The organism is Pantoea sp. 22096 (assembly GCF_052045955.1).
GTDB lineage: Bacteria > Pseudomonadota > Gammaproteobacteria > Enterobacterales > Enterobacteriaceae > Pantoea > Pantoea alfalfae.
On record NZ_JBQEPW010000001.1, the window covers coordinates 564,392 to 586,940 of the forward strand.

Here is a 22,549-nt window from a genome sequence, read left to right on the forward strand (position 1 = left end):
CAGCCAGAGGGGCAGGTTAACAGTAAAAAGCCGGGTCGCTATATGTGAAAAATAACTATCCTCATGCAGATTTGTGAATAAAGAATGGCCGGTTTTCAATTGCTTAAATTGCTGGTTGTCGTAGTATTTAAAAAAGAAATAACGCTGCTCTTTCGTTAATAAATAAATGTAATTAAAGCCTTTTTGGCATAATTCTTATAATCAGGATGCCGCTGTGTTAGCGATTACTTCTCCGCGAGCCTATGCACATGAGGCGGGCCTGCGTGCACGCGTCGGTGAGTTTATTAAACCCTACGCCAGCCATATCCGGATATTGACCTCGCCGCACGCGTGGCAGGCGGTTAATCCGGAATTAAGCCAGAGTCTTGAGGCATCGGGCATTCACTGGCAGCTGGATTATTTAGCGGGTGAATGTACTGAAGAGGCGATTGCCCGCGTAAAACAGCAAACCGAACAGCAGGGCGCAGAGTTACTGCTGGCGATTGGCGGTGGACGGGTGCTGGATGCCGCCAAAGCCGCCGCCAGCCAGTTACCGGCACTTACGCTGATTAACTTTGCTACTCAGGCAGCGACCTGTGCCGCCTGGTCACCGATTGCCATCATCTATAACGAAGCGGGCGGGCATCTGCGCAGCCAGCCTCTGGGCAAAATGCCGGAACTGTTGCTGGTAGACAGTGAGGTCATTGCCCGAAGCGACGTGCGCTTTCTGAAAGCGGGTATTGTGGATGCGCTGGCAAAATATTACGAATTCCGCCCTTACCAGCGGCATAACCCCAACGATCTGGCGCTGGATTTAAAGGTGATGACCGCGCGGCAGGCGGCAGATGTGTTTCAGCAATATGGTGAGGCCGCGCTAGCCGCCTGCCAGCAGCAGCGGGTCACACCCGAACTGGTCAAAGTCATCGATGCCAGTATCGTGCTGGCCGGGCTGGCGAACAGCGTGCGCGACGCGCTGCCGACGCCGGGGCTGGCGCATGCCATCCATAATCGTCTGACCCACCAGCCGGAACTCCATCACTGGCTTCATGGCGAAAAAGTGGGCTTCAGCCTGCTGGTGCAGTCGCTGATTGAGCATGACGGGGAACCGGATGCAGAACTGCTGGCGCTGCTGCGCTATTACGGCATGCCATTAAAGCTTCCCGCGTTGCCGGGTGATCGTGATACCGCGCTGCGTAACATTGCGCAGCAGATTACATTTCCCAAAGCCTGTGCAGATCGCCTGCCATTTAACGTCTCTGCCAGCGCGCTGGAACAGGCCCTGCTGGCGACCGACACCCTTTTCTAAGCGCGCTGCGGCTCGCTTTTTCATCTTTCAGACCAGGAATCGTTTATGAACTCTGCAACTTCATCACGTCGCCTGCGGCTTGGGCTGTTTGTTCAACCCGTGGGTCAGCATGTCAGCGGCTGGCGTCTGACCGAACAGTTGGGCGATCCCACCGATATTGACTGGCTGATCGCCCTGGCGAAAAAAGCTGAAGCGGGTAAGTTCGATCTTTTCTTTGTTGGCGATGCCTTGGCAACCAGCATGTATCGTCTGCCGTCCACCATGGCCCGTCTTGAACCTCTGACGATGCTGGCGGCGCTGGCAGTCAATACCCGGCGCATTGGCCTGGCCGCGACGGCCTCCACCACCTTCAGCGATCCCTTTACGCTGGCGCGCAGCTTCTCATCACTGGATCACATCAGCCGGGGCCGTGCCGCGTGGAATGTGGTGACCTCGTTTTCCGCAGACGTTGCAAGAAACTTCAGCCGCAGTGATATGCCCGATCATGCTTCACGCTACGCCCGAGCGCGTGAGTTCCTCGAGGTGGCCTGTAAACTGTGGGCGGGGTGGGAAGAGGGCGCCGTGCAGCCGGATAAAGCGACCGGAAACTATTTTGTTGATGAGAAAATCCAGCCGATTAATCATCAGGGCGAACATTTTCAGGTGCAGGGTCCACTGAATATCACCCGCTCGCCGCAGGGCCGTCCGGTGATTATCGAAGCGGGTTCTTCGGCGGATGGTCAGAAGCTGGCGGCGGAGACGGCGGAAGTGATCTTTACCGCCTCTGCCAGTCTGGAGGAGGCGCAATCTTTCTATCGCGCGCAGAAGGCGCAGGTGGTGGCCGCCGGGCGCAACCCGGATCAGGTGGTGATCATGCCTGGCGTCATGCCGATTATCGGCCGCACGCGCGAAGACGCTAAGGCGCTGTGGAAAGAGCTGAATACGCTGGTGGATATTGAGAATGGGCTGCGTCAGCTCTCACTGCGGTTCAGCATGGATCTCAGTCAGTATCCGCTGGATGGCCCGGTGCCGGAGGTGCCGCTGGGCGAAGGGAACCAGAGCCGCGTTAAGCTGATGACCGATATGGCAAAACGCGAAAACCTGACGCTGCGCGAACTGGCCGCCGTCGCCGCCGGTTCACGCGGGCACCGCGTGATTGTCGGTACGGCTGAAGATATCGCCGATGATTTCCAGCTGTGGCTGGAGCAGGGCGGTGCGGATGGCTTCAACATCATGCCCGCCATCATGCCGGAACAGCTCGATCTGTTTGTGGAACTGGTGATCCCGGAACTGCGCCGTCGCGGGCTGTTTCGTGAGGAGTATGAGTTTGCCACGCTGCGTGAAAATCTGGGGCTGGACGTGATCTAAGAGCTTGGTTCACTCTCATCGCGTGGAATGTTGTCGCCTGTACCGCACGGAGTCTGCCAGAAGATGGCGTGCGGTTAGTTTAACCAGCACGAAATCTTTATCGTGCCTCACGCTTTACTAAAACCATTTTGCAAATCACTGCCTGCCCGATATAACAGACATTCACTCTACTGACCGCGAGCTCACTGAATGTCAGACTACAGATTCTATTCCAGAGGCAAACACACCGTTGCATTGAAAAGATCAGACGTAAACCGGGCTTCAGATCTAACAGAGCAGGGGTATAAAAAAGAGTTTGAGGAAGTGCGTGCATCAGATGAAACAGAGGCGCTGGCACGCTTCGCGGATATCCGCAGGAACCAGCGTATCGACCAGCACAACTTTCTGGCGGACGCAGCGACCATGCCGCTGATTGGTGTGTTAACCGCGGTGGTTGCTTTTGTTTTCTGGCGTAATAAATCGATAAAATAAGCCAGCTACAATTCAGACATATTCACGTATGACTCTTTTCATTAACCCTTTTAAAAGGATAGTCAGCTGCACAGGAGTCACCGCCCTCGTTGCTGAAAAACAAAAAAGCCCGTGATATTCATCGCGGGCTTTTTGATATCTCTGGCAGGCCATTCAGAACTGATACGAAACGCTGACGTTCACATTACGTGGCTCACCGTATACGTAACTGTTCATATAGCTGTAATACTCGCGGTCGAAGAGGTTATCGACGTTGGCCTGCACCGCGACCTGTTTATTCACCTGATAGCGGGCAAACAACGACGCCAGGGGATAACTGCCCTGATAAACCCGTACGCTGTCGCCGCTGGCATTAGTGACATCTTTAAATACCCGGTTCTGCCAGTTGATGCCGCCGCCGACAGTCAGGTCGGGGATTGCGGCCAGTTGATAATGGGTAAAAAGCTTAAATGAGGTTTGTGGCTGATAGCTGTTAAAGCGGCCACTCTGGTCACGTGCCACATAGCGGGTTGCGCCAAAGGTAAGTTGCAGATTATCAGTCAGCGCACCATTCAGTTCGAACTCAGCACCTTTACTCACAGCACCTTTGGCTGCAACATAGGCCTGCTCACTGCCGCTCAGGTAGACACCATCAAGCGCCTGACCGACGTTATCCTGCTCAATGCGGAAAATCGCCACGCTGGCCGTCAGCAGTCCGTCGTTCCAGGCCGATTTCAGACCGGTTTCGTAGTTTTTTCCGGTGACAGGCGAGAGATAACTGCCATGAGTATCACGATAGGTCTGCGGCAGGAAAATGGCGGTGTAACTGCCATAGGCGGACCAGGTGTCATCGATGTCATAGACCAGCCCGGCGTAAGGCGTGGTGTTGTTTTTGGTCATCTCTCCGCTGCTGCCGTTCGTGCTCCACTGGGTATAGCGTGCGCCAACGATCAGTGACAGCGGATCGGCCAGCGAAAGACGTGCAGCACTGTACACCGATTTCTGACGAACCGTGTCATCATCGTTGAGATACCAGCCCTGCCACTCAGGCTCCGCGACGTTACCGCTCCAGTGATTATTGAAAATACCCATATCAGCAGTGGCGATCTCACGAGCCTCTGCATCGCTGAAACCATCCTGACTGTAAGCGGCATTATGCTGCCGACTGTAGTTCGCACCCGCCATTAACAGGTGCTGACGGCCCAGTAAGTCAAACGGGCCGCTGGCGAAACCATCAATGGAATCCATTTTACGCTTGCCGCGATCCATGCTGCCGTAGCCGGTGGTGCCTTCACCGCTCTCTTGGTCGGGATTGCCCATCACATAGAGAAGCTTATCGCTGAAGGTGTTTTCGGCGTGCGTGCCGTTGACATGAATATTCCAGCCGTTGTCAAAGTTATGCTCGATGTCCGCAAAGACTTTGCGCGAGTTAGTGTTGTAACGTGTCCAGTTGGCTGACGAATTCAGGCTGCGATCGTAATGTGTGGTGGCGTTGTTGCTGTAAAACATCGGCAGGCCACCCCAGGTCGGATTGCCGGTATTGTTATCTTCATAGTCGTAACCCAGTGACAGCATGGTCTTCTCAGAGAGATCGGCATCCATCACACCGTAGATAAACTTTTGGGTTTTCTGATAGCGGTCCAGCCAGCTCTGCTGATCGGTATAGCCGGTTACCACGCGGCCACGCAGGCTGCCGTCGCCGTTCAGCGGAGAGGAGAGATCCGCCACATACCGCTGTTTATTCCAGCTGCCATAGCTGGCGCTCAGCGTACCGGTGGCGGTTTTGCTGTCGGCATGTTTACGCACCATGTTGATAGAGGCTGACGGGCTGCCCGCGCCGGTCATCAGCCCGGTTGCCCCACGCACGATCTCAATGCGGTCATAGATGGCAGTGTCAGACGCCGCATCGCCGTAATTCCAGTTATCGTTGACCGACGTCGGAATGCCATCGAAGGTGAAGTTACTGACCTTAAAGCCGCGTGAATAGTACTCGGAGCGTTCACTGTCGATCAGATTGGTGGAGATACCGGTGGCATTGGTCAGCACATCGCTAACGGATTGCAGATCCTGATCCTGCATCCGCTGCTGCGTCACCACGCTAAGGGATTGCGGCACATCGCGTGGTGTCAGCATTAGTTTAGTGCCCGCGCGGGTGGTCTGGACTGCGTAATTCTGCTTATCACTTTCACTGTTATCGGCGGGGGCCGCGCTGACTACCATATCCTGCGATGTTTCCGCAGCCGCCAGAGCGGGGTTGAGAAGGGCATGCACCGTCAGTGCCAGTAATGAAACGCTGAAAACGTTTTTGAAATCTGATTCCCTGCCACTACGAGCCATAAATTTTCCATTAAATGTTGGTATTGCGTTAAGTCATTACGCTTTGATCGTTATATTTCTCAGCCCATCACAGAAAGAGAGAAGCTGAATTAGTTGTGAGAATGCCAATGATAATCATTTGCTTTATAAATTCCCTGTGAGATTCAATTGAAGATGTAACATTATATTAATTTCAAATAAATCAGATAAATAAGCGCGATAAAAGCCTCATACTTGCTGGCGTTTACATTATTCTGGTGCTGAAAAATGGCGAATTGACCCTAATAAAAAGCGAAAGTTGAAGGTTTATGTCGTGAGAACGCACTGGAGCGCTACAGGAATCTGAGCCGTAGTTTGCTTAGCGACTGTTAATGAGTATGATTCGCATTCTTTATTCTGGCCGATCAGAATGGCCCGGCACCCTTTATTCCCTGATGGAGTTCTGCATGAAATCGTTAAGCCCGCGCAAAGCCGCTGTTGCCATGGCTGCCGCCGCTGCCATTAGCCTGACAGCGTGTCAGGCACCTGCTAAAAAAGTTGATGCGCCTGCTGCAGAAGCCTCTAAACCAGTCGACAGCGCGGTAACTCAGCGCGCCCTGGGGGATGGTCTGTATGAAATGGCTTATTCTCCTGCAGCAAAAGCGTTATTTGTTGCCAGTGCGCAGGCGTTTAAGGATGTGAACGGCGGCATGATCTACCGTCTTGATCCCGCCACACTAACTACTCAGGGTGAAACACATACCGACATGAAAAATTTCGGCACCGCTATCGATGAAGCGGGTGAGGTCTTCTACACCACCAACTCGCTGGATGGCGCAATCTCCAGAGTGGATGCGAAGAGTGGCAAATTGCTGCAGCGTCTGGTCTTCCCGGGCAAAATCAGTAAAGAGGGCTATCCGGCAGGTGCACGTGAAGTGTTATGGCATGGCAACGAACTCTATGTGGGCCGCGTGGCTGAACCAGGCTATATCTCGGTAGTCGACACCAAAACCTTTACGCTTAAAACCGAAATTAAGAATGCCGGTAAATGGGTGACGGGTATCATCTACTCACCGCTGACTGATCGCATCTATGCTGCTAATGGCTCGGGTGAAATTCTGGTGATTAATCCGCGCAGCCATAAAATCGAGAAGCGCTGGACGCCAGGCGATGGCAAAGCATATCTGTTCCTGAACATGGCAGAAGATCCTGAAACCGGTCGCCTGTTCGTGACCGACGATTCCAAAGGCAAAGCCACGCTGATCTTTGATGAGCGCACCGGCAAGGTAATCAAACGCATTGAAGGTGATGCGATGGGCATTAAGTTCAACGCTAAGCGCAATGAGCTTTACATCAGCCAGCGCGAATCGAAGAGAGTACTGCAACTGGATGCCACCACCTATGCGGTGAAAAATAGCTGGTCGTTCGAAAAAAATCCCAACAGCCTGCTGATAGGTCCGGATAACAATACCCTGTTTGTCACCCTTAAAGCGGAATTTAACAAAGATTCCTCCACTAAAGGCACTGACGAGATTGCTCGTATCGTGTTGCCATAAGCACGCGCCAGGCGTTACCTCTTAGCGTTTAGCCGCTAACCTTCTTAAAGCCCACTCAGTGAAGCCTGAGTGGGCTTTCGTCTGACCGCCATGAGATCACCACAACCCGCAGCAAATCAGATACAGCTCGCGAATGTGTGCAGATCTTGTGCGGTTTTCACTGACATAACTGAATACTTCTCTCGCATTTCATTTAAGACCCATGATTTTGACATGCCGCGACATCACACTCGGTTATCGCTTTACACCTATATAGCATCTGACCTATATTGATAAGGAGATCTCGTGTGGATGATTAAAACGACAGAGCGGTTTGATCGCTGGTTTACGTTGCTTAATGACAGCGATCGCGCCTGCGTGCTGGCTGCATTGATGGTGCTGCGGGAAAAGGGGCCGGGATTAAGCCGACCCTATGCGGATACGATTAAAGGTTCCGCTTATATCAACATGAAAGAGTTACGTATCCAGAGCCGCGGCGACCCAATAAGGGCTTTCTTTGCTTTTGACCCGAACCACACGGCAATTGTGCTGTGTGCCGGTAATAAGGCGGGCAATGAAAAGCGATTTTATCGGGAGATGCTTCCGGTTGCCGATCGGGAATTCACACACTGGCTAAAAAGCTTTAACCATAAGGAGTAACGTGATGGGCAGAACGCTGGAACAGCTTATTGCGGATGAAAAACCGGAAGTCGTTGCCGACGCACAGGCTATGGCGACCGAAATCCTGCTCAACATTCACCTTGCCGAGCTGCGTGAGAAAGTGCAGAAAACGCAAGTGGAAATGGCGCAGGCGCTGGGCATCACACAGCCGACCGTGGCGGGCATGGAAAAGCCGGGGCGTGACCTGAAGCTTTCCACGCTCAAACGCTACGTCGATGCGGCAGGGGGGAAACTGCGGCTGGTGGTAGAGTTGCCGGATGGTTCCCACTACGGGTTCGTGGTGTAAGCCTCTGGCGTGAAAACCACGTCGCCGTGATTAAAAACATCAATGCAAAAAGCCCGCTCAGGTTTCCCTGAGCGGGCTTTTCTAATTCTGGCTCCTCTGACTGGACTCGAACCAGTGACATACGGATTAACAGTCCGCCGTTCTACCGACTGAACTACAGAGGAATCGCTTGAACGGGGCGAATATTAACGGCGCTGATCCCGCTTGTCAAAGCCCTGTTTACTGAATTGCGTTCAGATGCTCGTAAAAGCAGCGGATTGGCGGTTTTTACGTAAATCTGCTGGCTTTTCAAACTGCCAACAGGATCTCACTTTGCGGGCATTTCTCGGCAGATGTTAGAGGCATGTCAAAGTTTTGTTGTTTGCCGATGTTAAAACAACCGTTTCAGTGCTTTTATGATAAAAATTTCAAAACGAAACTATATGGAACAAATAAACTGCTTATCATCACGGTCGTGATTATCATCCGGAAATGAAACGGCATTTTTAAACTAACTGTTTGCAGATCAAGTGATTGTGAAAAGGAGTGGTCGATCACAAAAATAGCCATAACCTGAAGTCTTACCTCAAATTTCCCGAAACAGACGCCAGACAGGCTGGGTGAATGTAAAAGATATTTTTCATTCGCGGCTTCAGCCCCTGAGCAAGTTAACAAATAAGAAGGGTCCCTATGAACATTAAAAAAACGATTGTCGCCTCACTGTTAGCCTGCATGTTACCTGCCGCGGTTATGGCAAAAGATGTCTCGGTGGGCGTCTCAATGGCGCTGTTTGATGACAACTTCCTGACGATTCTGCGTACGTCAATGCAGAAGGAGATGCAGAAGGATGGCGTTAAAGGCCAGGTTGAGGATGCAAAAGGTGACGTTTCACAGCAGCTTCAGCAGGTTCAGAACTTTATCGGTCAGGGTGTGGATGCCCTGATCGTCAACCCGGTCGACACCAATGCGGTGAAACCGATTATGGATCAGGCGAGCAAAGCGGGTATCCCGTTGATCTTTGTCAACCGCCGTCCACAGGCGGAACTGACCGGCAAAATGGCCTATGTGGGTTCCGATTCAGAACTGGCCGGGCGCTTACAGATGGAAGCGCTGGCTAAAGCGATGAACGGCAAAGGCAATGTCGCCATCCTGATGGGTGATTTGGCGAACGAAGCGACCCGCGACCGTACCAAAGGTGTGGAAGAAGTTGCCGCTAAATTCCCTGGTATCAAAATCGTTCAGAAACAGACCGCCAAATTTACCCGAAACGACGCGGTGGATGTGGTCAGTAACTGGATGACGGCGGGTGATGAAATCAATGCCATCGCGTCGAACAACGATGAAATGGCGATCGGTGCGCTGCAGGCGCTGGGTAAAAACCCGGACAAAATCCTGATCGCTGGCGTCGATGGCACTCCCGATGCGCTGCAGATGCTGAAGCAGGGCAAAATGGTCGCCACGGTATTCCAGGATGCGCAGGGCCAGGGGGAAGGCGCGGTACAGACAGCAATCAAGCTGGTGAAAGGCGAAAAAGTCCAGAAAGTCATCAACATCCCTTACCAGCTGATTACCAAAGAAAACATGGAACAGTTTACCAAGCGTAACCTGAAATAATCGTTCCCGACCCAGCTGTACGGAGGTGATGTATGAACGCGTTTGCGCTTGAAGCCGAAGGCATCAGCAAGTTCTTCCCCGGTGTCAAAGCCCTCGACAACGTATCGTTGCGGGTGCGTCCGGGAACGGTACATGCCTTGATGGGCGAAAATGGCGCGGGCAAATCCACTTTAATGAAGTGCCTTATCGGGATGTATCGTCCCGATAAGGGCACCATCAAAATTAAAGGGGAGCCGGTGCAGTTTCAGGACACCATGGACGCGTTGCGTTCCGGCATTTCAATGATCCACCAGGAACTCAATCTGGTGCCTTACATGACCGTCGCCGAGAATATCTGGCTTGGCCGCGAACCGATGAAGTTTGGCTTTGTCGATCATGCCAGACTTAATCAGAAGACGCAGGAACTGCTCAACCGCCTCAACATCCGCCTGAAAGCCGATCGGATGGTTGGCGAGCTGAGCATTGCGTCGCAGCAGATGGTCGAGATTGCCAAAGCGGTCTCCTGGGATTCAGACATCGTCATTATGGATGAACCGACCTCCGCGCTCACGGAAACCGAAGTCGCGCATCTGTTTACCATCATTCGCGATCTGCGGGAGCAGGGCAAAGCAATCATCTACATCAGCCACAAGATGGATGAGATCTTTAACATCACCGATGAGGTCAGTATCTTCCGCGACGGCAGCTGGATCGCCAGCGATCAGACGGCTAAATACACCCGTCAGTCGCTGATCACACAGATGGTAGGGCGCGAGCTGACGCAGTTGTTCCCGAAATTCAACAGCGCCATTGGCGAAGAGGTGCTGACGGTGCGTAACCTCACCTGCAAAGATCGTTTCACCGACGTCAGTTTCAGCGTGCGCCGGGGTGAAATCCTCGGCGTCGCCGGGCTGGTGGGGGCCGGTCGCAGTGAAGTGATGGAAAGCCTGTTCGGCATGGAGAGTTTCGACAGCGGTGAGATCCTGATTGATGGCGTGCCGGTGACGATCGACTCGCCCTCAACCGCGATTGAAAAGGGCATGGCGTTCCTGACCGAGGACCGTAAAAAGTCCGGGCTGTTTCTGGTGCTGTCGGTGATGGAGAACATGAGCATCGTCAACATGCCGGAGTACAGCGGCAAAAGCGGTTTTGTCAGCCATGTGAAGATGGCGCAGGACTGCATGGACCAGATCCGTCGGCTCAATATCAAAACGCCGACCATGGATCAAATCATCAATAACCTCAGCGGCGGTAATCAGCAGAAGGTTCTTATTGCCCGCTGGTTGCTGGCGCAACCGAAGATTCTGATTCTGGACGAACCGACGCGCGGCATTGACGTCGGTGCAAAAGCGGAGATTTACCGCTTAATCAGTGAACTCGCCAACCGTGGCGTGGCTATCATCATGGTCTCCTCTGAACTGCCTGAAATCCTTGGCATGAGCGACCGGGTGATGGTGATGCACGGCGGGCGTATAACCGGCATCCTCGATAAAGAAGAAGCCGATCAGGAAACCATTCTGTCGTTGGCATCCGAGTGAGGCGCGAGACCACTATGAGCAATATGAAAGCTACTGCTACCCCGGCAGCCCCGCAGCAACCCTCTTTTTTTGCCAGCCTGCGCCATAAACTGCCGAAAGATACCGGCATTTTTGTGGTGATGGTGGGGATTGCGTTGATTTTTGAAATGTTCGGCTGGTACGTGCGTGACCAGTCTTTCCTGCTCAACACCAACCGTCTGATCCTGATTGTCCTGCAGGTGGCGATTATCGGGATTATCGCCGTTGGCGTGACCCAGGTCATCATCACCACCGGTATCGATCTCTCGTCCGGTTCCGTCATCGCCCTGGCGGCGGTGGTAGCGGCCAGTCTGGCGCAGACCTCTGACAGCCTGTCGCCGATGTATCCCTCGCTGGTCAATATGCCTGCGGTGATCCCTATCGCGGCCGGTATCGGTGTGGGTCTGCTGGCGGGTGCGGTCAATGGTGTACTGATTACCCGCACCGGCATTCCGCCCTTCATTGCCACGCTGGGCATGATGGTGTCGGCACGTGGTCTGGCGCAGTATTACACCCAGGGTAATCCGATCAGCTTCCTGTCTGACGGCTTTACCTCAATCGGTCAGGGTGCCATGCCGGTCGTGATTTTCCTGGTGGTGGCACTGCTGTTCCATATCGCCCTGAAACATACCCGTTACGGTAAATATGTTTACGCCATCGGCGGCAACATGACCTCGGCGAAAGTCTCCGGTATCAACGTTAATAAGTATCTGATCATCGTCTACACCATTGCCGGCGCGCTCTCTGGCCTGGCGGGTGTGGTACTGGCGGCGCGTGTCAGCAGCGGCCAGTCGAGCATGGGAATGTCCTACGAGCTGGATGCGATTGCCGCAGCTGTTATCGGCGGCAGCAGCCTGATGGGTGGTGTAGGTCGTATCACCGGCACATTAATCGGCGCGGTTATCCTCGGTCTGATCAAAAGCGGCTTCACCTTCGTGGGTGTTGACGCCTACATTCAGGACATTATTAAAGGGATAATCATCGTGGCCGCGGTTTCTATCGACATGCACCGTAACCGCAAAAAACGTTAATCAACAGGCGTTGCCTTCTTCCGTAACGGGAGAGGGCAACGGTTGCTTTTAGCCTCAGTGATTCGCCAGAGATAAGAATTCCTGCTGATACCGGTTACATTCTTATGGTGTTCGTTAATGCTTTCCTGTAAGCCCGGCAAGCTTTAATCAGGTGCAATGCGTTTCCACTGCACTTAAACTGTACAGCCCGCCATCACTTTTCTGCACGTCTGACTCGCAGCGTCTGCACTGCCACAGTGCGCCCACCCCTCTCCTTCATTGCAATTACACATTCCTGATCCTTATTAACCCTTAAGAGGTAATCAGAAACGCTTATTTTCCGGGCCGTTAGGAAAAATCTGGCCGACGGGTGAGGTGTACAATTTAAACCTGGCCTGCATCTTGCAAAATCTCTGTTATCAGGGCGATAGGATCAGACCTATTTCGCTATTCGGGGTAAGTGACGGAGGCAAGATGAATTTAAGACGACTGAAGTACTTTGTGAAAATCGTCGATATCGGCAGTCTGACGCAGGCAGCCGAAGTGCTGCACATCGCACAGCCTGCACTCAGTCAGCAGGTGGCAACGCTGGAGAATGAGCTGGATCAGCAACTGCTGATCCGCACCAAGCGCGGCGTCACGCCAACGGAAGCCGGAAAGATTCTCTATGGCCATGCGCGTACTATTCTGCGCCAGTGCGAGCAGGCCCAGACGGCGGTGATCAATGCTGGTCAGGTGCTGAGCGGCCAGGTGTCGATTGGACTGGCACCGGGCACGGCAGCCTCTTCACTGACCATGCCGCTGCTGCAGACCGTCCGCGATCAGTTTCCTGAAATCCTGGTCTACCTGCACGAAAACAGCGGCAGCGTACTGAATGAGAAGGTGATGAACGGTCAACTGGATATGGCAGTGCTGTACGATCGCGCACCGACTGCCGGAATCAACAGCGTGCCGCTGATGAAAGAAGATCTCTTCCTGGTCGGTGCATCCGATTACCCAGGTGCCAGCGTCGATCTGGCCGATGTGGCGCAGATGAGCCTGTTTTTACCACGCGACTACAGCGCAGTGCGCAAACGGGTTGATGAGGCATTTTCACTGCGTCGCCTGAGTGCGCGCATCATTGGTGAGATCGAATCGATTTCAACCCTGACCGCAGCGATTTCCAGCGGTATGGGCGTCACCGTATTACCTGAATCCGCTGCCCGGGCGCTGGTGGGTTCGACGGATGCCTGGATGTCACGCATCAACAGCCCGTCACTGAGTCTGCCTTTGTCGCTGAACATCTCCGCCCGGTTGCCGCTATCGCCTTCTGCACAGGCCGTGAAAAATATCCTGCTGTCACTGCTGAATAAGCCGCTGAATGAGGAGCGGGAGTTGATGCTAGTGGGGTAGGGGCGCTTGCAGCGGGCTGAGGTTAAGCTTTGCAGCGCGTTCACCTGAGAAGGTGACGCCCGCCAGGCGTATGGGAGTTTCAGGTTGCCCGAGCAGGCGGACGCGTCAAGGGGCGGACGCCCGCCCCTTAACAATCCCGGCGTCCGGCAGCCTGCGCGCCCCGCTTCGCGGGGTACCTTCGTCACGCCCTGCGGCCAGCGGACCGTCCTTTCGCCGACGTCCTGTCGGCTCATCTTCGCCTCCGGTTGTTCCTCAGCGCTCCGGATGCCTCTCCAAAACCCCCGCCTGTAAAATTTTTGTTTTTCCTGAATGAGGAGTTGTCTGCTCGCATGAGAGCCAAAGACCATCATTGAAACTAACCGCAGTTAAGTACTTAACGTTGAGAGAAGAGATAACAGCGAGGGGGTGGGGAGGCCGTCAGAACCGCTGAGCGGATAAGGGATTTCAGGACGAGCGACAGGGATGTCGCGAAGAGGCGGGTTCGCGCCAGGGATGGCGCGTCCTGCTGGTCCGTCAGAAATCCGGAAGAAGCGAAGGGACCGCGAAGCGGCGGTGAAGCAGGCCGGAGCCGGGGGGCAAGGGGGCGCGGCGACTGGCGGCCCCTTGTCGGTCGCCTGCAGAGGCGGGTCTGAAACTGCCCAACTTCTCAGGCGAACGAAACCCCTCTCATAGCCCGTTCGCGCAGCGAACAAACCGCAGCATCAGCTCTGCTGCCAGCCCGTTCGCGCAGCGAACACTCCAGCTTCAGCTCTGCAGCAGCCATTCGCGCAGCGAACACCTGTTAAGCCCGGGCTGCCAGGCCAATCATCTCAGCATGTTCGCACAACCTCAGCCCCACCCCGTTATTCCCTAAATTCATAAAGCCAAATTTTTTAGTATTTCCTGTTATCAATAATAGTTCTTAACATCGGGGAATCAGATTATGTAAAGGGAGGTAAATACCGTGAATTTCCAGCAGCTTAAAATCATCCGCGAGGCGGCCCGCTGTGAGTTTAATTTAACGGAAGTCGCTAATACGCTGTTTACCTCTCAGTCAGGTGTCAGTCGGCATATTCGTGACCTGGAAGATGAACTGGGTGTTGAGATCTTTATCCGTCGCGGTAAGCGCCTGCTGGGAATGACCGAACCGGGTAAAGCGCTGCTGACCATCGCCGAACGCATCCTCGATGAAGCGGGGAAGGTACGACGTCTGGCCGATGTTTTTACCAATGAAACCAGCGGCATTCTGACCATCGCCACTACCCACACTCAGGCGCGCTACAGCCTGCCGAAAATCATCAAAGCGTTTCGTCAGCTCTACCCCAACGTCCGGCTGGAACTCAATCAGGGATCGCCACAGGAAATTGTCACCATGCTGCTGGCGGGTGAAGCGGATATCGGCATCGCCAGTGAAATGCTGGTTAATAACAGCAGTCTGGCGGCATTCCCCTGGTTCAGCTGGCATCACGCATTGCTGGTGCCGAAAGATCATGAACTGGTGCAGAATCAACCGGTTTCACTGAGCACCCTCAGCCGTTATCCTCTTATTACTTACCGCCAGGGTATCACCGGCCGTTCGCGGGTTGACCGTGCCTTCCAGTCGGCGGGCTTAAAACCGGATATCGTGCTCAGCGCCCAGGACTCCGACGTAGTGAAAACCTACGTTAAACTTGGTCTGGGCGTCGGGATACTGGCCGATCAGGCGTGTGAAACCGAAGAGAGTGAAGAGCTGGTACGCATCGACGCCACACATCTGTTTGATGCCAGCACCGTCTGGCTCGGCCTCAAGCGGGGTCAGCTGCAGCGTAATTACGTCTGGCAGTTCCTGGAGCTCTGCAACGCTAACCTGTCGCTGGAGGAGATCAAACGGCAGGCGCTCTCCTACAGTAATGACGACGAACCGGTTATCGACTTCCAGATTTAAAGCGCGTGCGCATCCCGCCGGATGCGCGCCCATTTCCGCACAGCATAAAATTTCAAATCACCGCGAAAAACTCGCTTAGCGACCTTTCTGACCCCGCACAACAACATCCTGCGCTGACACGGCGCGATAAAGTGGAATCAGCTGACCACAAGGGGATGTTATGTCGCGATTACAACTTAAAGACAGCGATCTGCTGCGCCAGCAGGCGCTGTTTGCCGGACGCTGGCAGGATGCGCATCAGGGTGCCACGCTGCCGGTTACCGATCCCGCCACGGGCGAAACGCTGGCGACTATTCCGGCGCTGGGCCGTGCGGAAACAGAGCAGGCGATAGCCTATGCGGAAACGGTACGCATCAGCTGGGGCAAAACCCCTAACGCCAGCCGTGCCGCACTGCTGGAAAAATGGCATCAGCTGATTATTGAACATGCTGACGACCTGGCAATCATCATGACTGCCGAGCAGGGAAAACCGCTGGCGGAAGCCAGAGGTGAAGTGCTCTACGGGGCCAGTTTTGTGAAATGGTTCGCGGAAGAGGCGCGCCGTATCTATGGCGACACTATTCCCGCGCCCAGCGACGACCGGCGCATTCTGGTGCTGAAACAGCCGGTAGGCGTTGCCGCCGCCATCACACCCTGGAACTTCCCGATTGCGATGATCACCCGCAAGGTGGCTCCCGCACTGGCCGCCGGATGCCCGATTGTTGTCAAACCCTCTGAGTTAACGCCGCTCTCGGCACTGGCGCTGGCGGTACTGGCAGAGCGTGCCGGTTTTCCGTCAGGCGTATTGCAGGTGCTGACCGGCCTGCCCACGGAGATTGGCGCGGCACTGACCAGTAGCCGTACGGTGCGTAAAATCTCCTTTACCGGCTCGACCCGCATCGGGCAGTTATTAATGCAGCAGAGCGCTGACAGCATCAAACGTCTGAGCCTGGAACTGGGTGGCAACGCCCCGCTGATCGTGTTCGATGATGCCGACATTGAGATTGCGGTCGCGGGCGTCATGCTCAGCAAGTTCCGCAATGCCGGGCAGACCTGCGTCTGCGCCAACCGCATTCTGGTGCAGCGCAACATCTATCCACGCTTTACCGCAAGACTGCTGGAGGCGGTCGCCACCCTGAAAGTGGGCGATGGCTTTGCACCCGACAGTACCATTGGCCCGCTGATCAACAGCCGCGCGGTGGAGAAAGTGAACGGTCACATTGATGATGCGCTGAGTCAGGGAGCTACGCTGTTGACCGGCGGCATCAGCCAGGGCAACGGCACTTTTGTTCAGCCCACGGTGCTCGGCGAGGTCACGTCCAGCATGCGCATCGCCCATGAAGAGACGTTCGGCCCGGTCGCGCCGCTGTTTATTTTTGATGATGAAGAGCAGGCGATCGCGATGGCGAACGACACGCCATACGGCCTGGGCGCCTACTTCTTTACCGAAAATATCCGGCGCGCCTGGCGGGTGGCGGAAGCGCTGGAGTTTGGCATGGTCGGCTTCAATACCGGCGCGATTTCTCTTGAGGTTGCGCCGTTTGGTGGCGTGAAACTTTCCGGTATTGGCCGGGAAGGATCCCGCTACGGAATGGATGAATATCTGGAACAGAAAACGTTTCACATTGGCAGTCTGTAATTAAATATGACCCCAACGCCAGCCGGAAAATCCGGCTGGCGTTTTTTTTCGCCTGGCGCACAGAATAAATTCTGCGGCGTCAAATAATCCTCTTTAAAAAGTAAAGAATTTATCAGGGATGTGAGGCGGGTCGGTAAATTGGCGGGGCATGAGCGCAAAAGTGGGCAGCCTGACCCGGAATATCCGCTTTGGTGCAATTTCCGTGCAGGTTGCACCAGCAGGGCGCATAAATTTTGTGAAATAAATCATCTGTTTAATTGTTCGGCAAATCCACAAAAATTATCCCGGTAATACGGCAGAAAATTTTTTTGCGCTGTTTTAAACGCATTTTTATTTTTTGCCCGGCTGGCATACTTTCTGCATTAGCTTATTAACAGCGCATAAAATGCCAGTTAAAAACGCTAATAAGCCAGCAACTGATGGGTGTTACAAATAAGGAATTCTTCCATGTTAAGTTTCGACCCTGAAAAAGTTTCTCTTCCGGCTGGCCATTATATTGGCGGCCAGCATTGCCAGAGCCAGGGCGCGGCCTTCGAGGTTAAACGTCCCTCTGATGGCAGCGTCTATGCCACGCTGCAGGATGCCATGCCGCAGGATGTTGATCGTGCCGTCACCGTCGCGCATCAGGCGCTAAAAACCAGCGGCTGGTCAGGCTGTCCGCCGCGTAAACGTGGTCGCGTCTTACGCCGTTGGGCCGATTTGATCGAGCAGGATACGCTACTGGCTCAACTGGAAGCGCTGGGCTCAACGCGACCCATCAGCGACGTGGTGCTGCACGAAATTCCATTTACCGCCGAGGCGATTCGCTTCTATGCCGAATGCGCCGACAAATACAGTGGCGATCTCTTTCCCACCCGCGACAGCAGCCTCGGCATGCTGATTGCGGAACCCTATGGCGTCATCGCCGCGATTACCCCGTGGAATTTCCCGCTGTCGATGGCGTCGTGGAAATGCGGACCCGCGCTGGCAGCAGGCAATGCGGTCGTGCTGAAACCCTCTGAACTGACCCCGTTTTCAACGGTGCGCATGGCCGAACTGGCGATTCAGGCGGGCCTGCCAGCGGGCGTGCTGAACATTGTGCAGGGCAGTGGCGCGGTGACCGGCAGCGCGCTGGTGAAACATCCGCTGGTGCGCAAAGTCTCGTTTACCGGCTCGACCCTGACCGGCGCGCGCATCATGAGTGATGCCGCGCAGCACGGCATGAAACCGGTGACGCTGGAGCTGGGCGGCAAAAGCCCGCAGCTGGTGTTTGATGATGCCGGTGACCTTGATGTGCTGGCTCAGCGCATTCTGCGCGGCTTCACCGCCAACGGTGGTCAGGCCTGTGTAGCGGGCACCCGTCTTATTGTGCAGCGCAACATTGCCGATCCGCTGGTTGAGCGACTGGCCCAGCTTTGCCGGGAAGTGAAACCGGGCGTCACCTGGCAGGAAGGCAGCCGCTACGCGCCGCTGATCGATGAACGCCAGGGCAATAAAGTCTGCTCGGTCATTGAAGCCGCAAAAGCGCAGGGCGCAGAGGTGCTGGTGGGTGGAGAGCGCTTTGCCGACACCCAAGGCGGCTGGTTCTGGCAGCCGACGCTGCTGAGCCATGTGGCGCAGGATAACCCGGCGGTACAGCAGGAAATTTTTGGTCCGGTGCTGACGGTACAGACGTTTGATGATGAAGAGCAGGGCCTGGCGATGGCTGCGCACGACACCTATGGCCTCTGCGCCGGTGTTCACACCCTAAGCCTGCCGCGCGCGCTGCGGGCGATGCGCGCCATCGACGCGGGCACTGTCTGGATCAATCGCTATGGTCGCTCCGGCGACTTCATCATTCCCACAGGCGGTTTTCTCGGCTCCGGCATTGGTAAAGATTTAGGGCGTCAGGCGTTTCAGGCCTGCCAGCGCCAGAAAAGCGTACTCATCGATTTCTAAGCGCAACTGACAAGACGAGGGTGTTACATGGCACTGTTTAAACCGAAATTCATCACGTTTGACTGTTACGGCACGCTGATTCGCTTCGATATGGCCGGTGCGGCACAACGCTGTTTCAGCGACCGCGTCGACCCGGATGCGATGAACGCGTTTACCGCCGACTTTGCCAGCTACCGGCTGGATGAGGTGCTCGGCGCATGGAAACCCTATTACGACGTGGTCAGTAATGCGATACAGCGCACTTGCAAAAAGTGGGGCATTAAGTGGGACAAAGCCGACAGCGACTTTATCTACACCGACTGCGCCAGCTGGGGTCCGCACCCCGACGTGCCGGCCGGACTGGCAAAAGTCGCTAAGGCGTTTCCGCTGGTGCTGCTGACCAATTCGATGAAAGACCTCATCCCGCACCATGTACCGCGTCTGGGCGCGCCCATTCACATGACCATCACGGCAGAAGAGGCAGGCGCTTATAAACCGCAGATGAAGGGCTTCGAGTACATGCTGGATAAGCTTGGCTGTGGTCCGGAAGAGATCCTGCACGTCTCCTCCAGCTTCCGCTATGACCTGATGACCGCCTACGATCTCGGCATCAAAAACAAAGTCTGGGTCAACCGTGGTCATGAACCGGCGAACCCGTACTACCAGTACACCGAAATCAAAGATATCGGCGGCCTGCCTGGCGTCGTCGGACTCTGAGGAACTCCCCATGAAACTGGAATCGTTCTGGCAGGCCACGGCACCCGCCTTTACCGGTGCTGCCCGCGAACCGCTGCCCGCCCAGGCGGACGTGGTGGTGATTGGCGGCGGCTTCACCGGCGTTTCGGCAGCACTTAACCTGGCGCGCAGCGGCATCAGCGTGGTGCTGCTGGAGAGTGGCGACGTCATGAGCCAGGCATCGGCCCGCAACGGCGGTCACTGCAATACCGGTGTGGCGCAGAACTTCGCCTCGCTGGTGGCGAGTCAGGGTCTGGAGCAGGCCAGCCGCTTCTACCGGGCATTTGACGACGCGGTGAGCTACGTCCAGCAACTGATTCAGGCTGAAGCGATCGACTGCGACTTCCGTCTGTGCGGCAAACTCAAGCTCGCCAGCAAAGCATCGCATGTCGCCGGGCTACGGGAAGCCTATGAACTGATGCGTCGCACTGTGGACCCCGAGATCGAACTGCTCGACAAAACGGCAGTGCGCGACGAAATCGCCAGTGACAAATTCCACGGCGGCCTGCTGCAGAAGCGTGGCGGTCAGATGCACATGGGCAAGTTTGGCATTGGGCTGGCTGAAGCCGCCGCCCGCAGCGGGGCGAAAATTTACCCGCACCACGCCGTGACGAAGCTGGAACGTCTGAAGGGCTATCAGCACCGGATTCACACCGCGCAGGGCACCCTTCTGGCGGATAAAGTGCTGATGGCGACGGGCTGCTCCAACATCGGCCCTTTCCCCTGGTTTCAGCGCCGCATCGTGCCGGTCGGCAGCTTTATTGTGGTGACGGAAGCGCTCGACCCGGCGCTGCTGCGCCAGGCGCTGCCCCATAATCGGACCTATGTGACATCGCTGAATATCGGCAACTACTTCCGCACCACTGCCGACAGCCGACTGGTGTTTGGCGGGCGGGCGCGGTTTGCGGTCAGTAACCCAACCTCGGATTCGCGCAGCGGCGAGATCCTGCGCCACGCGATGACGCAGATGCTGCCACAGCTCGGCCAGGCAGAGGTGGAGTACTGCTGGGGAGGCATGGTCGATATGACGGCCGACCGTCTGCCGCACGCGGGTGAACAGGATGGCCTGTTCTATTCACTGGGCTACAGCGGCCACGGCACGCAGATGTCGGTGTGGATGGGACGGGTAATGGCCGATTTGCTGGCCGAAAAGCGCACTGAAAATCCCTGGCAGCGCGACGCATGGCCCGCGCTGCCCGGTTATCACGGCAAGCCATGGTTTTTACCGCTCGCAGGACTCTATTACAAAGCAAAGGATCGCCTTTCTTAACGTCCCGTCGGGTGCTGGCCGCCAGGTTGCCAGCACCGCCAGAACATGATCCCGGTTCGCCTGACTATTGAGGGTAGAGAGATGAGTAAATTTGATAATAACGACGCTGATGCGGTAAATCCGGCACTGACGCGCATGATCACCGAAGGATCGCTGTCACGTCGCAGCCTGATGAAAATGCTTTCCGCTGGTGCGGTGATGAGCAGCGGGCTGGTGGGCTTTTCCGGGGCGGCACTGGCGGACGACAAGCCGGTCAAAGGCGGTAAAGTGCGGGCGGCAATGTCGAATGCTTCCGCTACCGACACGCTCGATCCGGCGAAAAGTAACAACAGCGCGGACTATACCCGTCAGTTCATGTTCTACAGCGGCCTGACCGAACTGGACAAAAACCTGATGGCGCAACCGGCGCTGGCCGAATCACTGGAGTCCAGCGACGGCATCACCTGGCATATTAAACTGCGGAAGGGCGTCACCTTCCATGATGGCAAACCGCTGACCGCTAAAGATGTGATCTTCTCGCTCAGCCGACACAAAGATCCGGCTATCGCCTCAATCGCCTTTAAGCTGGCCGATCAGTTCAAAACCTTCAGCGCAGTCAATGATAACGAGGTGCAGCTGGAGCTGAATAGCGCCAACTTTGACGTCCCTTACATGCTGGCGACGCCGCCTTTTTTGATTGTCAAAGACGGCACCACCGACTTCAGCAAAGGCATCGGCACCGGTCCGTTTGTCTGCAAAACCTTTATGCCAGGCACACGCACCATCGGCACCAAAAATCCCCATTACTACAAGCCCGGCTTGCCGCACCTGGATGAGGTGGAGCTGATTGGCGTTACCGACGGTGCAGCACGCGTCAATGCCCTGATGTCGGGCGATCTGCAGATGGTCTCCACCCTGACAGCCGCAGACTGCAAACGCATTAAAGCCAGCAGCGAGTTTGGCATACTGGAGAGCAAATCAGGCATGTACACCAACCTGATTATCCGCACCGACGTGAAACCGGGTAACAACGAAGACTTTGTGCTGGCGATGAAATATCTGCAGCCGCGCGACATGCTGGTGAAAACGGTACTGCAGGGTTATGGCGACGTCAGTAATGACACGCCGGTGCCGCCGTGGCATCCGCTCTACAACGCCGACCTCAAACCGCGTCCGCTCGACATAGAAAAAGCGAAGTTCCACATTAAAAAAGCGGGTATGGCTGGCGCGACAGTAGAGATCATCACGACGCCCAACATTGAAGGGGCGAACGAAGGGGGGCAGATGATCCAGCAGATGGCGCGCGGGGCAGGGCTGAATGTAAAAGTGCGACGTGTGCCGTATGACGGTTACTGGTCTTCGCACTGGATGAAAGATCCGGTGGGATATGGCTCGATAAATCCGCGTCCGACGCTCGACATGCTCTTCTCACAGTTTTATCTCTCTACCGCACCGAATAATGAATCGGGCTGGAAAAATCCCCAGTTTGATCAGCTGGTGGTTGCCGCGCGAGGGGAACGCGATCAGGCAAAGCGCAAGCAGATGTATGGCGATATGCAGACGCTGATTTATGACCACTGCGGCACGATCATCCCGACCTTTATCAGCTCCACCGATGGCTACAACAAAAAGGTTAAAGGGGTCGAAGCCTGGCCGTCAGGCATGATGATGGGCTATCGCTTCCATGAGTTTGCCTGGCTGACCGCCTGATCTCAGCCTGTCCCATCAGGCTATTCATA

Annotated in this window: 17 protein-coding genes and 1 tRNA gene; 16 read left to right on the plus strand and 2 right to left on the minus strand. The window is 55.2% G+C overall.

The genetic code is table 11. The features are described 5' to 3' along the window. Positions 1-214 precede the first annotated feature (214 nt). From ACTJKZ_RS02460 to ACTJKZ_RS02470, 3 genes are all read left to right on the plus strand, one after another. Positions 215-1,285 (plus strand): iron-containing alcohol dehydrogenase family protein, encoded by a 1,071-nt coding sequence (locus ACTJKZ_RS02460; protein WP_440829175.1) that lies wholly within the window; start codon positions 215-217, stop codon positions 1,283-1,285. A gap of 45 nt (positions 1,286-1,330) precedes the next feature. Continuing rightward, positions 1,331-2,632 carry an LLM class flavin-dependent oxidoreductase gene (locus ACTJKZ_RS02465; RefSeq protein ID WP_440829176.1) on the plus strand — a complete coding sequence of 434 codons (1,302 nt, stop codon included), beginning with the start codon at positions 1,331-1,333 and terminating at the stop codon, positions 2,630-2,632. 189 nt (positions 2,633-2,821) lie between these two features. Continuing rightward, the gene (locus ACTJKZ_RS02470) at positions 2,822-3,103 is read left to right on the plus strand and encodes a hypothetical protein (protein ID WP_440829177.1); all 282 of its coding nucleotides are present in this window, start codon (positions 2,822-2,824) and stop codon (positions 3,101-3,103) included. Between the two features lie 153 nt (positions 3,104-3,256). On the opposite strand, the gene fhuE is transcribed toward ACTJKZ_RS02470, so the two are convergent. After that, on the minus strand, positions 3,257-5,419 hold the full coding sequence (gene fhuE / locus ACTJKZ_RS02475) for a ferric-rhodotorulic acid/ferric-coprogen receptor FhuE (protein ID WP_440829178.1): 2,163 nt from the start codon (positions 5,417-5,419) through the stop codon (positions 3,257-3,259). A 425-nt stretch (positions 5,420-5,844) separates the two neighbouring features. On the opposite strand from fhuE, the gene ACTJKZ_RS02480 reads away from it, so the two are divergent. The 3 genes from ACTJKZ_RS02480 (at position 5,845) to ACTJKZ_RS02490 (ending at position 7,879) form a co-directional block, all read left to right on the plus strand. Next, the gene (locus tag ACTJKZ_RS02480) at positions 5,845-6,933 is read left to right on the plus strand and encodes a YncE family protein (protein WP_440829179.1); all 1,089 of its coding nucleotides are present in this window, start codon (positions 5,845-5,847) and stop codon (positions 6,931-6,933) included. A gap of 285 nt (positions 6,934-7,218) precedes the next feature. Continuing rightward, a complete protein-coding gene (locus ACTJKZ_RS02485) occupies positions 7,219-7,572 on the plus strand; it encodes a type II toxin-antitoxin system RelE/ParE family toxin (RefSeq protein WP_440829180.1) in 354 nt (117 codons plus the stop codon). Between the two features lie 4 nt (positions 7,573-7,576). Then, entirely contained in the window at positions 7,577-7,879 is a 303-nt protein-coding gene (locus tag ACTJKZ_RS02490) for a helix-turn-helix domain-containing protein (RefSeq protein WP_033733169.1), read from the plus strand. Between the two features lie 88 nt (positions 7,880-7,967). On the opposite strand, the gene ACTJKZ_RS02495 is transcribed toward ACTJKZ_RS02490, so the two are convergent. Then, a tRNA-Asn gene (locus tag ACTJKZ_RS02495) sits at positions 7,968-8,043 on the minus strand. 505 nt (positions 8,044-8,548) lie between these two features. On the opposite strand from ACTJKZ_RS02495, the gene ACTJKZ_RS02500 reads away from it, so the two are divergent. From ACTJKZ_RS02500 to ACTJKZ_RS02545, 10 genes are all read left to right on the plus strand, one after another. After that, positions 8,549-9,472, plus strand: coding sequence for a sugar ABC transporter substrate-binding protein (locus ACTJKZ_RS02500; protein WP_033733168.1), 924 nt, complete (start codon positions 8,549-8,551; stop codon positions 9,470-9,472). A 32-nt stretch (positions 9,473-9,504) separates the two neighbouring features. Continuing rightward, positions 9,505-10,989 carry a sugar ABC transporter ATP-binding protein gene (locus ACTJKZ_RS02505; RefSeq protein WP_098052921.1) on the plus strand — a complete coding sequence of 495 codons (1,485 nt, stop codon included), beginning with the start codon at positions 9,505-9,507 and terminating at the stop codon, positions 10,987-10,989. A gap of 23 nt (positions 10,990-11,012) precedes the next feature. After that, the gene (locus tag ACTJKZ_RS02510) at positions 11,013-12,038 is read left to right on the plus strand and encodes an ABC transporter permease (protein ID WP_190285965.1); all 1,026 of its coding nucleotides are present in this window, start codon (positions 11,013-11,015) and stop codon (positions 12,036-12,038) included. 453 nt (positions 12,039-12,491) lie between these two features. Beyond that, positions 12,492-13,409 (plus strand): nitrogen assimilation transcriptional regulator NAC, encoded by a 918-nt coding sequence (gene nac / locus ACTJKZ_RS02515; RefSeq protein ID WP_161736886.1) that lies wholly within the window; start codon positions 12,492-12,494, stop codon positions 13,407-13,409. Between the two features lie 943 nt (positions 13,410-14,352). Next, positions 14,353-15,312, plus strand: coding sequence for an HTH-type transcriptional regulator Cbl (gene cbl, locus ACTJKZ_RS02520; RefSeq protein ID WP_013358380.1), 960 nt, complete (start codon positions 14,353-14,355; stop codon positions 15,310-15,312). Positions 15,313-15,472: 160 nt separating this feature from the next. Next, on the plus strand, positions 15,473-16,930 hold the full coding sequence (locus ACTJKZ_RS02525; protein ID WP_161735946.1) for an NAD-dependent succinate-semialdehyde dehydrogenase: 1,458 nt from the start codon (positions 15,473-15,475) through the stop codon (positions 16,928-16,930). A gap of 447 nt (positions 16,931-17,377) precedes the next feature. After that, on the plus strand, positions 17,378-18,847 hold the full coding sequence (locus ACTJKZ_RS02530) for an aldehyde dehydrogenase family protein (RefSeq protein WP_440829181.1): 1,470 nt from the start codon (positions 17,378-17,380) through the stop codon (positions 18,845-18,847). Between the two features lie 27 nt (positions 18,848-18,874). Next, positions 18,875-19,543, plus strand: a complete 669-nt coding sequence (locus tag ACTJKZ_RS02535) for a haloacid dehalogenase type II (RefSeq protein ID WP_161735944.1) — start codon at positions 18,875-18,877, stop codon at positions 19,541-19,543. Positions 19,544-19,553: 10 nt separating this feature from the next. Next, a complete protein-coding gene (locus tag ACTJKZ_RS02540) occupies positions 19,554-20,831 on the plus strand; it encodes an NAD(P)/FAD-dependent oxidoreductase (protein WP_440829182.1) in 1,278 nt (425 codons plus the stop codon). Between the two features lie 81 nt (positions 20,832-20,912). Next, positions 20,913-22,520: an ABC transporter substrate-binding protein gene (locus ACTJKZ_RS02545; protein WP_161735942.1), complete on the plus strand. Its 1,608-nt coding sequence runs from the start codon at positions 20,913-20,915 to the stop codon at positions 22,518-22,520. Positions 22,521-22,549 lie beyond the last annotated feature (29 nt).

Coding starts and splice junctions, on each gene's coding strand:
- ACTJKZ_RS02465 (WP_440829176.1), top strand. CDS start 1,331: ATGAACTCTGCAACTTCATCACGTCGCCTGCGGCTTGGGCTGTTTGTT.
- ACTJKZ_RS02470 (WP_440829177.1), top strand. CDS start 2,822: ATGTCAGACTACAGATTCTATTCCAGAGGCAAACACACCGTTGCATTG.
- fhuE (WP_440829178.1), bottom strand. CDS start 5,419: ATGGCTCGTAGTGGCAGGGAATCAGATTTCAAAAACGTTTTCAGCGTT.
- ACTJKZ_RS02480 (WP_440829179.1), top strand. CDS start 5,845: ATGAAATCGTTAAGCCCGCGCAAAGCCGCTGTTGCCATGGCTGCCGCC.
- ACTJKZ_RS02490 (WP_033733169.1), top strand. CDS start 7,577: ATGGGCAGAACGCTGGAACAGCTTATTGCGGATGAAAAACCGGAAGTC.
- ACTJKZ_RS02500 (WP_033733168.1), top strand. CDS start 8,549: ATGAACATTAAAAAAACGATTGTCGCCTCACTGTTAGCCTGCATGTTA.
- ACTJKZ_RS02505 (WP_098052921.1), top strand. CDS start 9,505: ATGAACGCGTTTGCGCTTGAAGCCGAAGGCATCAGCAAGTTCTTCCCC.
- ACTJKZ_RS02510 (WP_190285965.1), top strand. CDS start 11,013: ATGAAAGCTACTGCTACCCCGGCAGCCCCGCAGCAACCCTCTTTTTTT.
- nac (WP_161736886.1), top strand. CDS start 12,492: ATGAATTTAAGACGACTGAAGTACTTTGTGAAAATCGTCGATATCGGC.
- ACTJKZ_RS02525 (WP_161735946.1), top strand. CDS start 15,473: ATGTCGCGATTACAACTTAAAGACAGCGATCTGCTGCGCCAGCAGGCG.
- ACTJKZ_RS02530 (WP_440829181.1), top strand. CDS start 17,378: ATGTTAAGTTTCGACCCTGAAAAAGTTTCTCTTCCGGCTGGCCATTAT.
- ACTJKZ_RS02535 (WP_161735944.1), top strand. CDS start 18,875: ATGGCACTGTTTAAACCGAAATTCATCACGTTTGACTGTTACGGCACG.
- ACTJKZ_RS02540 (WP_440829182.1), top strand. CDS start 19,554: ATGAAACTGGAATCGTTCTGGCAGGCCACGGCACCCGCCTTTACCGGT.
- ACTJKZ_RS02545 (WP_161735942.1), top strand. CDS start 20,913: ATGAGTAAATTTGATAATAACGACGCTGATGCGGTAAATCCGGCACTG.